Genomic DNA, 11,471 nt, shown 5'->3' with positions numbered 1-11,471 from the left:
CCCACGGAACCCCGCCGATCCTCGGATCGGCGGGGTTCCGTCGTCCTCGGAGCTGCGACGGCATCCTCGGTGCGTGAGTACCGTCTGAGACGTGACCGGTGCATCGCAGCAGCAGGACGTCCGACGCCGCGCGGGATGGCTCCCGCAGGACCAGAGCGGGCTCGAGGCCTGGCTCCGCGGCCGCCGCGAGCGCCACCAGGAGCGCGACCCCGACCGGGCGCTGCACCCGGCGGTCTCGGCCCTCCGTGACCTCGTCGAGGGCGACCCCGTCCTGCGCATGCACGCACACCAGATGATCGAGCAGGTCCCCGCCGGTCGTGCGTACCAGGACCGGCACCTCGAGTCGTTCGCGGAACTGCTCGAACTCGTCGACGAGGTCGTCACGACGGCGCCCGAGTACAGCGACGAGCAGATGGTGATGACCCCGCTCGACGGCGTACTCGACTGGACGAAGGCCACCCCGGCGGGCTTCGCCTTCTACCGGGACCCGCGCGTGAACGACGCGCTCCGGACGATCCTGCAGGGGTGGTGCGACTTCCTGTCGAGTGACAAGTCCCTCGAGGTGCTCGTCGACGCGCCCTCCGGGTGGTGCAGCGACGCCGCTCGGCGGGCGGTCGGCATGGACCGGTTCGAGCACGACGCCGATGCCGAGCACTGGGGCTTCGGGTCGTGGAACGACTTCTTCACGCGGCGCTTCAGGGACGGTGAGCGGCCGGTGGCATCACCAGACGACGACGCCGTGGTGGTCAGCCCGTGCGAGGCCACCCCGTACCGGATCGCGAGCCGCGTCCACCGGCTCGACGAGTTCTGGGCGAAGGCCGAGCCGTACTCGGTCGAGGAGCTGCTCGCCGGCGACGAGACGGCCGACCTGTTCGTCGACGGCACCGTCTGGCAGGCCTTCCTCAGTGCGCTCGAGTACCACCGCTGGCACAGCCCGGTGGCCGGGACGGTCCTGCGCGCCTGGGTCGAGCCGGGCACATACTACTCCGAGGCGTCCTCGCAGGGCGCCGATGCCGCCGAGCCCCAGCTGTCGCAGGGGTACCTGGCTCACGTCGCCACCCGGGCAATCGTGCTCATCGACGCCGACGATCCGACCATCGGGACGATCGCGGTCGTGTTCGTCGGGATGTCCGACGTGTCGTCGTGCGTGATCGGCGAGGGGATCGAGGCCGGTACACGGGTCGGCAAGGGCGACGAGCTCGGGTACTTCCAGTTCGGCGGATCGTCGGTGTGCGTGCTGTTCGGGCCGGACGTGGTCGAGTCCTTCTCGCTCGGGGCGCTGCCGCAGGCGCCGGAGGAGGAGCCGTCGGTGCTGCCCGTGCGGTCGCACCTGGCGACGGCACGGCGGCGGTCCGTGGGCTGAGCCCGCTGCGCGAGCCCGGCGGCAGGACAGCACCCGGGGGACACCGTCTGGACCAGCGTGCACGCGGACCTGCGTACAACGGACAGCATGACGCGCGTGGCAGTGGTGACCGGTGGTTCGGCAGGACTCGGGCGGGCGACCGTCCGCGAACTCGCGGCCCGGGGGTGGGACGTCGCCGTCCTCGCCCGTGGACGTGACGGTGTCGACGCCGCGGTCGCCGAGGTCGAGGCCGTCGGTCGCCGGGGGCTCGCGCTGATCGCCGACGTGGCCGACCGCCAGGCCGTCGAAGCCGCCGCCGACCGCACCGAGCAGGAGCTCGGGCCGATCGACCTCTGGGTGAACTGCGTGATGGTCGGGGTCTTCGGGCGCTTCACGGACACCGGGCCCGACGACTTCGAGCGCGCCGTCGACGTCAACTTCCTCGGCTTCGTGAACGGCACCCGCGCGGCGCTCGCGCGCATGGTCCCCCGTGACCGCGGGCACGTCATCCAGGTCGGCTCGGCGCTGGGCTTCCGGGGCATCCCCCTGCAGGCCGCCTACTGCAGCGCGAAGCACGCCATCGTCGGGTTCACCGAGTCGGTGGTCTCCGAGCTCACGGAGCAGGGCAGCAGGGTGGCCGTGAGCCGCGTCGACATGCCGGCACTCAACACCGTGCAGTTCAACTGGGTGAAGTCGCTGCTGCCGCACCACCCGCAGCCCGTCGCACCGATCTACCAGCCCGAGGTCGGCGCCCGGGCGATCGCCGTCACTGCCGAACGGCCGCGCCGTCGCACGTGGGTGGGCGAGTCGACCGTCTACACGATCCTGGGCAACCGGATAAACGGCCGCTTCGCCGACTGGTACGCGGCGAAGACCCTGGTGAGCGGGCAGCAGGCCGAGCAGAAGGACGGGCAGTCGCTGCCGACGAACCTGCACGAGCCCGTCCCCGGCGACCACGGCGCGCACGGCGTCTTCGACGACTCGGCGCACGCCTGGTCGCCGCAGACCTGGTGGGTGGAGCACCGCCGGCTCGGCAACGGCATCATCGGCGCCGCCGTCGGTGTCGCGGGCGCGATCGCCCTGGCCGCGGGGAAGCGCCGATGAGCCGCCGCATCCGCAGGGACCGGCGGCAGCGAGCCCGGTGGGTGGAGGGACTCCGCGCCGCCATCGGTGTCGCCCACCTGCTCGCCTCGCGCGGGTCGACGGGCCGGGTCGCCGTGTTCGGTCGGATGCTCGGTGTGCGTCAGCTCGTGCAGGCCGCGCTGCTCACCCGTGCGGCCGCACCGGAGGCACACGTGCTCGGTGCAGTGGTCGACGCCACGCACGGTGTCTCGATGGTGCCGCTCATCGCCCTCGACCGGCAGACTCGCGGGTTCGCCGCTCGCCAGCTCGTGGTCGCGGTGGTGCTGACCGCGCTCGAGATCGGCCTCGTCGGCACGGGACGCGGACGCCCGCGCCGACGCTGACAGGGAGGGACTACTCGACCTCGTCGTTCGGGTGCTCCTCCTCGACGCCCGTCTCGTCCATGCGGTCGCGCAGGTGGTCGGCCATCGCGCCGCCACCCTCGTCGCCGTGGTCGTGCTCGACCTGCTCGACCAGGCCGTGCAGCTTCTCGTCGTTGGTGGCCTCGGTGGCGCCGTCCATCACGGGGGCGGTCTGGACCTCGTCGTCGTTCGCTCGTGCGTTCATGCTCCGGACGCTACGCCCGCGTCCGGTCCGGTCGCTCAGAGCCGCAGTCGACTGAAGGCTCGGGAGACGTCGCCGTGCCGGTGCGCGGTGACGGACACCGTCTGCTCCCGCAGGAAGTGCAGCATCTCGACGATGCCGGACTCCACCACGGGGTCGTCGTGGATGGTCGTGTCGGTGCCGGCGCCCAGGGCCTCCTCGAGGGCGCGAGCGTCGCCGCCGAGCAGCCGCACGCGCGACCCCGGACCGCCGAAGGCCACGTTGCGCCGCGGCTCCGCGCCCTGCGCGAGCACCATGTCGATCGGGTCGAGCTCGGGCTCCGTCCCGTCCGACCAGCCGTCCTGCAGCAGGGTGCCCGCGGCCGCACGGCCGAGGAACGTGGCGTCGTCCTCGACGACCTGGTCGACCACGTCGAGGGGAGACCGGGCCCTGGAGAACAGCGGCAGGAGTTCGGCGGGCAGGGGCCGGGCGGTGCTGAGGAGCACGTGCGCGCGGGCTGCGGTCGCGGCGACGAGCACGCGGACGAGCTCGCCGGCTCCTACGCCGGAGGACTGCCGGACCACGACCGACTGCGGGCGGAAGCGGATGACGTTCCGCTCGACCACCAGGTCCGCCGTGTCCCGCGACCGGCCGTACAGGGACGCCCGGGCCGCGGCGTCGCTCTCGGCCCCGGCGCGGACGCGGTCGAACTCCTCGAAGGACAGTCCGGCCCGTGCTGCCTCGATGACCGCGGTGACCCGGTTCCCGAGGCCCTGCAGCTGGATGCTCCGGTGCGGTTGTCGTCGGGTCGGGTCCCAGCGGTCCGCGCCGATCACGGCCAGCGGGCCGCCGCGGTGCACGGTCGGTCCCACCGCGGTCCCCCGCCACCCGCCGACGGGCTGGCGTCCGGGACGGGCTCCGGTCGTCGGCCGGTCGACGACGAGCACGCCGGCGCGGGTGCGGTCGGACCACGTCGCGACCTCGTCGGGGTCCAGCGTGTGGAGTGCCGCGACGGAGCCACCGTCGACGGAGTGCTGCAGCGCGATCGCCTCGTCGAGGGTCTCCACGCGCACGACGTCGAGCACGGGTGCGGGCACCGCGGAGCGCGACAGGTCGGCGGTGGCACGGACCCCGTCGCGCACACCGGGCGACCAGAGCCGACCGGTGCCGTCGAGCGCGACCGGTTCGACGAGCCAGGACTCCCCCGGGCGCAGCTCGGTGAGCGCGGTCCGGACGGCGCCGGTCGGCTCGGCGACGAGCGGGCCGACCTGGGCGGTCGGGTCCGTCGGCCACGCGGTGCGCAGGCCCCGGACGGCATCGGCGAGCTGCTCGCGGAAGCGCGGGCTCTCCCCCACGGAGCCCACGAGCACGAGCAGCGACACCGCCGACGCCGCCTGTCCGGCTCGGGCGAAGGCGGAGGTCACGACGTCCCGCACCGCCTGGTCGAGGTCGGCCGAGGGGGTGACGACCGCGGTGACGACCCCGGTGGTCTCCGCCACGAGGGGCAGGTCCGCGCGCCACCAGCGGTAGGAGCGGGCGGTCTCGGGGGTACCGGTGAGCACGACGCGGTCGACGGCGGGGTGCGCCACGAGGTCGCGGGAGAGGTCGCTGCCGTCGAGGTCGACGAGCTGGAGCAGGGAGTGCGGAACCCCGGCGTCCCAGAGCACGTCGGCGAAGACGGCCCCGGTGCGTCGGGCGGCGGTGGCGGGCTGGAGCACGACCCCGCTCCCCGCGGCGAGCGCGGTGAGCACGCCGTCGGCGGCGTCGAGGAGCGGCGCGTTCCACGACGGCACGACGACCGTCAGGCGCGGCGGCACCGGGACGGCGCCGGTGATGTCCTCCAGGTGCCGCGTCCGGTCGGCGGCGTGCGAGGCGGCATCGACGGCTCGGCTGACCTCACCGTCGGCCTCGCTCAGGGTGAGGCCGACCTCGGCGATCATCGTCTCGACGAGTGCGCCGCGGTGGGTCTCGAGCGCGTGGCCGATCAGGTCGAACAGCTCGGCACGGTCCTCCGGGTCCTGCCGGCCCCAGTTGACGCCGGCCTGTGCGGTGCGGGCGACGAGTCGTTCGAGGTGTCCGCGGTCGGTGATCCGGGCGGCGCGGATGGTCCGGACGCCCCGCTGCGACTCCGGCACCCGCCCGAGCAGCTCGGCCGCCCAAGCGCGGTTGCCCGACGTCGAGGGGTCGGTGTCCGGGGTGTTCTCGGCGGCCGAGCGCAGCACCGGGTCACCCGGCGGTCGGCGGCGGTCCTGGGTGCGACGGGTGGGCGGCGCGGGACGGACGAGGGCGGCCACGGCGTCGACGTGCTCGGCTGCGGCACGCTCGACGGCGGCGTCGTCCTCCGAGCCGGGAGCGCCCGCCCCGACCGCAGCGGTCGTCGCCGCGCGAGCCGGCCCCGCAGCCCCGGCCGCGGTCACCACGGACCGGGGGTCGGCGACCTCGCGCAGGCGGCGGGCGAGGTACGGGACGGCGGCGTCGAACTCGTCGGGTCGCACGAGCGGGACGCCGAGGACCACGCGGCCGAACGCCCTGCGCAGCACCTCGGCGTACCGGGTCGTCCCGAGGAGCACCTCGGGTTCGACGGCGTCGAGCACGCCGCGGCGCTCCGCGAGCACGTGCGCGGTCGCGAGGGCGAACGGGTCGTGGGTGGCGACGCCGACGTGCACGGCGTCCGTCCGCTCGGGATCGATCGCCGTGTCGAGCAGGCGCAGGTACGCGGTGTCCGTCGTGCGGGTGTCCGCGGTCACGGCGAGCGGTCGGCTCCCGAGCACGGCGTCGACCCGGTCGGTGGCGAGGAGCGTGCCCTTGGTGAACCGGACGCGCACGGGCGCCCCGCCGGCTGCCCGTCGCTCCCGCCCCGCCGCCGTCACCCGGTCGAGCAGGTCGAGCGACTCGGGCAGCTCGGCGGGCAGGGTGACCCCGAGGGTGAGCGTGGCGGTGGCGTCCCGACCGAGCAGTGCCAGCAGCACCGCGACGGTGCGCTCGACGTCCTGTGCCCGCCCCGTCTGCAGGGTGATCACGGACGGGGTCGGTCGGCTCGCCGCGGTGTGCAGGAGCGGTGTGAGGTGCTCGACCGCGTCGGCGACGGCGGCGTCGAGGTCCCACGGGGACACCGGCGGCAGCACGGCGTCGAGGTCGACGGTCACGGCGGCGACGTCCTGGCGCAGGAGCTCGTCGATCGCCGCGAGCCGTCGGTCACGTCCGGCCGGTCCGAGCACGGCGGGACCGAGCAGGTCGACGTCGACGCGGGTGTCCGGACCTCCGACCTTCGCCAACGCCGCGGGGGTCCGCGCCGGTGTGGCGTCGACGACGAGGTGTCCCGCGAGCCGCCGGAGCACCTTCCGCGCCGAGGGGACGACCGCCCACGGTGCCATGGTCGCGAAGCCACCGCCGACCGTCACCGCGCCGCGGAGGTACCAGGCGAGGTCGTCCGGCACCGCCCGGCTCGCACGCTCGAGGTTCCGGGCGACGACCTTCGGGTCCTCCGGCCGGACCACGACGTCGACGAACGTCCGCGCGAACTCCGCGCCGCGATCGTCGGCCAGCAGCTCTGCCAGACGCGCGGCGGCGGGCTCCGGCTTCACGCCGCGGGCCGTCTCGATCCACCCCTGTGCCAGCGTGACCACGTCGTCGGTGCAGTCTCGGAGGTGCGGGGTCGGCATGGAGTGATCGTATGCCGGGCGTCCGACGTGACCTCTGAGCGCGCCGAGTGCCGCCCCGGAGTCAGCCGAACGGATGATCCTCGTGCCCGTGGCACCACCGCTGGTTACGCTGGCCGACATGGCGGAGCAGGGCGGCGAGGGGCACGACTGGGCGACCTGGGACGCTTTCCACGACGTCTGGCGTCGGCTCGACCGGGCGCTCGACCAGGCCGTCCAGCAGGGCGCGGGCATCTCGATCCCGGAGTTCGAGATCCTGATCGGCCTGCAGCGCGCTCCCGACCACCGGTTGCGGGTCCGCGACGTCGCGGCGGGCATCGGGTGGGAGAAGTCGCGCGTGAGCCACCAGGTCACCCGGATGGTCGGGCGCGGGCTCGTCGAGCGAGCGGACTGCCCCACGGACGGGCGCGGCAGCTGGGTGACGATGACGACCGAGGGTCGCCGGGCGGTGCTCGCCGGCATCCGCGCGCACACCGCGGCACTCGAGGAGCTGTTCTGGAGGCCCGTGGCAGCCGACGCGGACACCCTGCGGTCCGTCTCTCACCGCGTCCTCGAGGCGCTCGGCCCGGTCGAACCACAGGACTGAGGCCCGTCGGTACGGAGCGTCCCGACGGGCCTCGTGCGCGACCGGATCAGCCGGCGGTCGTGCCCTGCAGCGCGATCGCCTTCCAGACGTCGAACTGCCGGTCGTTGCCGATGGTCGGGTTGCCCCAGAGGTTGACGGCCTGGGTGACCTCTTCGCCGGCACTCAGGCCCTTGAAGTAGCCGGGGCCGATGATCGCGATGCCGCGGTTGGTGGACTGGATGAGCTTCATGGTGTCGTTCCTTCGTCAGGGCGTGTCTGCGTACAGGGGGCCAGGAAGGGCCGGTCAGGCCTTGGTGCCACCGATGGCGGTGGCCTTCCAGAGGTCGAACTGCCGGTCGTTCCCGTCGACCGGGTCGCCGAACAGAGCGATCGCGCACTGCTCGAACTCGGCCGTCGGCAGGCTGCGGAAGTACCCCGCGCCGAGGACGGCTGCGCCGCGTCCGGGTGACCGGATGATCGTGAAGTCGTCGTCGAGCTGCTGCGGAGGCGCGGAGTCCCCGGGGAGCGGAGCGTTCACGATGAGCGGCGCCGGATCGATGAAGGTGCCGTTCAGCGTGATACCGAGGTGCAGGTGCGCCCCGGTCGAGTTCCCGGTACTCCCGACCCGCCCGATCTTCTGACCGGACGAGACCTTGGCGCCCTTGCTGACCTGGAACGCACTCTGGTGGCCGTACCAGCTGACGTACCCGTCACCGTGCTGGATCTTCGTCAGCCAGCCGTAGCCCGTCGTCGTCGACTGGTCGATCACCGTCCCCGCGGCGATCGCGTAGATCTGTGTTCCGGTACCGGCGGCGAAGTCGATCCCCTGGTGGTTCGTGCTGCCGACCCCGCCCGGCGACACGCGCGGCCCGAACCCCGACGAGACCACGTGTCGCTCGCGGAACGGGTACCGCCACGCCACCGCCGCGAAGGCCGGGGCACCGGAGAACCCGATCCCGCCCAGCGCTGCAGCCCCTGCTGCTGCACCGGCGAGTGTGAGGAGCTGGCGCCTGGTCGGCGAGCCCTCGTTCGGTGTGGTGTCCACATCTCCCCTCTCCGGAGGACGACCCCTTCGTCCCCCTGGACGACCGTACGAGCACCGGGCTCGCGGTTGTAGTCGGCAACTCAACCGACCGTTCCGTCCCCCGTTCGAGGGGTGCCGAACGACCTCGACCGGGTCGGCTCAGCGGACGGCTGCGAGCACCTCCGCGACCGCTGCGGCCGTCACGTCGGCTCGCTCGTGGTCGTCCGCGGTGAGGGTCACGACGGCGTCGGCGACCGGGTCCAGGAGCACGAGCTGCCCGTACGCCCCGTGCAGCCGCCAGGTCCGGCCCGGGCCGCCCCAACCCGCGAGGGCGTAGCGGTCGTACGACGGTGACGACCCCGCCACGACCCAGTCGGTGTGCATCGCGTCGACGACCGCCGCGGGGACGAGCTGCCGACCGTCCGCCGCGCCGCGGTCGCGCAGCAACCGGCCGATGCGTGCGACCTCGGCGGTGCGGAGCCACAGCCCACCGCCGGCGACGACGTGGCCGAGTGGGCAGCGGTCCCACCGGACGTCCTCGATGCCGAGCGGACCGAGGAGACGCTCCTGCACGAAGGAGCCGACGTCACCGACCCGGGCGGCGAGGGCTCGTGCGGCCGTGTAGGTGCTCGCGTTCGCGTACTGGAACGACCGTCCGGCGGTCGGGCGCCCGAGGAACTCCCGGGCGAGGTCGGGCCAGTCGCTCGTCTCGGTCGGCGACCACGGCATGTCGATGCCGCTCGTCATCGTCAGCAGGTGCCGGAGCGTGACGTCCTGCACGCCCGGTCCGAGCACGACGTCGGGCAGCAGCGCGCCGACCCGTTCGTCGAGCGAGAGCGCTCCGTCGTCCGCGGCGATGCCGGCCGCAAGGACGACCACGCCCTTCGCGACGGAGTGCACGTCGCGGCGGACGTCGGCGGACCAGTGGTGGTGGGCGGTGTCGTCGCCGACCAGGACGTGCAGGCCGTGGGCGCGGAAGCCCGCCCGCTCGACCTGACGGACGACGTCGTGGAGCACGGGTACGGCGCGGTTCACCCGTCGATCATCCCGCGTGCTCGGCGAGGTCGGTGCTCGCCAGGGACCCGCGTTCCCCGCGCAGCCGGACCTGGACCTCGGCGATCTCGTCGCGCGGCACGTCCGTCGACGCCGACAGCCCGCGGGCCTCGGCTCCGGCGGCCGACCACGACGCGACGGTCTGCACGGAGCCGTCCTTCCGGACCACCACGAGGTCGTACATCACCGAGCCGTCCGCCGACCACTGCTTGCCGCCGTAGGAGCAGCCCCAGTCGAAGCGCGTGCCCCACTGCTCGCCACGCACGGCCAGGTCGACGTCGAGGCCCTGCGCCCCGGTCATCGTGTAGCGGGCGCCTGCTCCCGAGGTCGTCGGTGCGGAGGTCGTCGGCGCGCCACCGGCCTGCACCGTGCCACCGCGGTCACCGGCGGTGCCCACGGCGAGCCCGCCGAGCACGGCGGCGACGACCGCCAGCCCCGCGGTGGCGGCGACCCAGACCCGGCGACGACGCCGACGGTGCCGGACGCGGTGCGCGACGGCGGCGAGGGAGCTCTCGGAACGCGTGTCGGGCCTCCCGTCCGGTTCCGCGATCTCGACCGCCTGGTCGGCCGGCAGCTTCGCGAGCAGCCCGGGCAGGCCGACGAGCTCGGCGACGGCCGCCCTGCAGCGGTCGCACGTCTCGAGGTGCCGCTCGTACTCGAGTCGTTCGTCGGGCGGCAGCGAACCGAGGACGTACGCGGCGTCCCACTCGGCGTACCGGTCGTGCGCGGTCGGGTCCACGCTCATCGGGTCACTCCTCGTTCCTGCAGTGCGAGCCGGACTGCCCGCAGTCCGTAGTGCAACCGCGACTTCGCGGTGCCCTCGGGGATGTCGTGTCGTCGTGCGATCTCCGGCACGGTGTGGCCGAGCCAGTAGGCGTCGACCACCACGCGGCGGTGGTCCGGGCTGAGCGAGGCGAGCGCGTCCGCGACGACGATGCGGTCGAGCACCGCGTCCGTCCGGTCGGCCTCGGCACGGTCGACCGGGTGCTCGGAGCCCTGCTCGCGGCGGTTGCGTGCGGAGCGGGCGTCGTCGACGACCAGGTTCCGGGCGACCGTGAAGAGCCAGGCGCGGGCGCTGTCGGGTGCCCGTTCGAGCACGGCCGGCCGCTGCCAGGCGCGCACCATCGTCTCCTGCACGACGTCCTCGACGATCGAGCCGTCCCGCGTCAGGTGCCGGACGTACCGGGTGAGCGCGTCGCCGTGCTCGCGGTACAGCGTCGCCAGCAGCTCGTCCGCGGAACGGCTCGTCACGGTCACTTCGCCAGGTCGAGGGAGAACTCGACGGAGCCCTTCCCGTCCACGGTGACGAAGCCGAGCGACGGGGCCTCGACCCCGTAGTCGGCGAAGGCGATCGGGACCGAACCGACGACCTGGACGCCGCCGTCCTTCGTCACCGCGACCTGTGCGTCGGCCGTGACGGGCTTCTCGACGCCGTGCAGGTCCATCGTGCCGTTGAGGGTGACGTCCTGCGTGCTGCCGTCGAGCGCGCCGGAGACGTCGACGGGCTCGGTGAGCGCGAACGTCGCCGTCGGGTAGCGGTCGGTCTGCAGGGCCTTCGTGCGGAAGTACTCGTCGCGGGCGGACTCGGGCGTGGTGATCTTCGCGACCTGCACCGTGACCGTCGCCTTCGTCAGGGAACCGCCGTCGACCGTCGCGGTGCCCTGCACGTCCTTCGTCCGTCCGACCACGTTCACATCATTGCCCTGCAGGACCTCGTGCACGCGGTACCCGGCGTACGAACTGCTCGTGCTCGTCCAGGTGCCGTCGGCCTGCGCCACCTCGAGCGTTCCGCCGGAGCCGGACGGAGCGGCGCTCAGCGAGGGGGCTGCTGCGGCCTGGCCGTTGACCGTGTTCGCGTAGATGACCGGGCCGGCGATGACGGCGGCTGCGCCGATGACGACGACACCGGTGGCGATGCCGATGATGACCTTCGTGCGTGTGCGGAGTCCCATGCCCTGACGACGAGACAGGGGGCCGGATCGTTCACCCGGGTACGGCGGAAGGCGCCGTCCCCTGGTCGGGGGCGGCGCCTTCGCGTCGTGGGGTGCGGTGGTGTGCCGCGAGGGTGTTACTTGATCTGGGCGGTGATGGTCGCGGTGCCGACCAGGAGGCCGCCCTTGACGGCGTCGGTCTTGAAGGTCTGGTTCAGCAGGCCCGCAGCGT

The 11,471-nt window shown here is 73.6% G+C and carries 12 protein-coding genes; 4 read left to right on the top strand and 8 right to left on the bottom strand.

Annotated features, from left to right (window positions below):
• Positions 1-91: 91 nt before the first annotated feature.
• From ACIPEQ_RS13990 to ACIPEQ_RS13980, 3 genes are all read left to right on the top strand, one after another.
• Entirely contained in the window at positions 92-1,363 is a 1,272-nt protein-coding gene (locus tag ACIPEQ_RS13990; RefSeq protein ID WP_402715630.1) for a phosphatidylserine decarboxylase family protein, read from the top strand.
• An 87-nt stretch (positions 1,364-1,450) separates the two neighbouring features.
• On the top strand, positions 1,451-2,446 hold the full coding sequence (locus tag ACIPEQ_RS13985; RefSeq protein WP_402715629.1) for an SDR family oxidoreductase: 996 nt from the start codon (positions 1,451-1,453) through the stop codon (positions 2,444-2,446).
• Complete coding sequence (locus ACIPEQ_RS13980; RefSeq protein WP_402715628.1) at positions 2,443-2,808, top strand: hypothetical protein; 366 nt, start codon at positions 2,443-2,445, stop codon at positions 2,806-2,808. The genes ACIPEQ_RS13985 and ACIPEQ_RS13980 overlap by 4 nt, the downstream gene beginning before the upstream one ends.
• A gap of 10 nt (positions 2,809-2,818) precedes the next feature.
• On the opposite strand, the gene ACIPEQ_RS13975 is transcribed toward ACIPEQ_RS13980, so the two are convergent.
• A complete protein-coding gene (locus ACIPEQ_RS13975) occupies positions 2,819-3,031 on the bottom strand; it encodes a hypothetical protein (RefSeq protein ID WP_402715627.1) in 213 nt (70 codons plus the stop codon).
• 35 nt (positions 3,032-3,066) lie between these two features.
• Entirely contained in the window at positions 3,067-6,669 is a 3,603-nt protein-coding gene (locus ACIPEQ_RS13970) for a proline dehydrogenase family protein (protein ID WP_402715626.1), read from the bottom strand.
• A 118-nt stretch (positions 6,670-6,787) separates the two neighbouring features.
• Here ACIPEQ_RS13970 and ACIPEQ_RS13965 point away from each other — a divergent pair, with 118 nt between their 5' ends.
• Positions 6,788-7,252: a MarR family winged helix-turn-helix transcriptional regulator gene (locus tag ACIPEQ_RS13965; protein WP_402715625.1), complete on the top strand. Its 465-nt coding sequence runs from the start codon at positions 6,788-6,790 to the stop codon at positions 7,250-7,252.
• Between the two features lie 46 nt (positions 7,253-7,298).
• On the opposite strand, the gene ACIPEQ_RS13960 is transcribed toward ACIPEQ_RS13965, so the two are convergent.
• The 6 genes from ACIPEQ_RS13960 to ACIPEQ_RS13935 form a co-directional block, all read right to left on the bottom strand.
• Positions 7,299-7,481, bottom strand: coding sequence for a hypothetical protein (locus ACIPEQ_RS13960; RefSeq protein ID WP_402715624.1), 183 nt, complete (start codon positions 7,479-7,481; stop codon positions 7,299-7,301).
• 54 nt (positions 7,482-7,535) lie between these two features.
• Positions 7,536-8,276 (bottom strand): M23 family metallopeptidase, encoded by a 741-nt coding sequence (locus tag ACIPEQ_RS13955; protein WP_402715623.1) that lies wholly within the window; start codon positions 8,274-8,276, stop codon positions 7,536-7,538.
• 138 nt (positions 8,277-8,414) lie between these two features.
• Positions 8,415-9,290, bottom strand: a complete 876-nt coding sequence (locus ACIPEQ_RS13950) for a serine hydrolase domain-containing protein (RefSeq protein WP_402715622.1) — start codon at positions 9,288-9,290, stop codon at positions 8,415-8,417.
• A 7-nt stretch (positions 9,291-9,297) separates the two neighbouring features.
• Positions 9,298-10,053, bottom strand: a complete 756-nt coding sequence (locus tag ACIPEQ_RS13945; RefSeq protein ID WP_402715621.1) for an anti-sigma factor family protein — start codon at positions 10,051-10,053, stop codon at positions 9,298-9,300.
• The gene (locus ACIPEQ_RS13940; protein WP_402715620.1) at positions 10,050-10,565 is read right to left on the bottom strand and encodes a sigma-70 family RNA polymerase sigma factor; all 516 of its coding nucleotides are present in this window, start codon (positions 10,563-10,565) and stop codon (positions 10,050-10,052) included. The genes ACIPEQ_RS13945 and ACIPEQ_RS13940 overlap by 4 nt, the downstream gene beginning before the upstream one ends.
• On the bottom strand, positions 10,562-11,260 hold the full coding sequence (locus tag ACIPEQ_RS13935) for a YceI family protein (RefSeq protein WP_402715619.1): 699 nt from the start codon (positions 11,258-11,260) through the stop codon (positions 10,562-10,564). Before ACIPEQ_RS13935 ends, ACIPEQ_RS13940 begins: the two co-directional genes overlap by 4 nt.
• Positions 11,261-11,471: the final 211 nt, after the last annotated feature.

The sequence above is a fragment of the Curtobacterium sp. NPDC087080 genome, assembly GCF_044745105.1.
Classification (GTDB): Bacteria; Actinomycetota; Actinomycetes; order Actinomycetales; family Microbacteriaceae; genus Curtobacterium.
The sequence above is the reverse complement of the archived record's forward strand: the minus strand, read 5'-3'. Positions and strand labels throughout refer to the sequence as shown.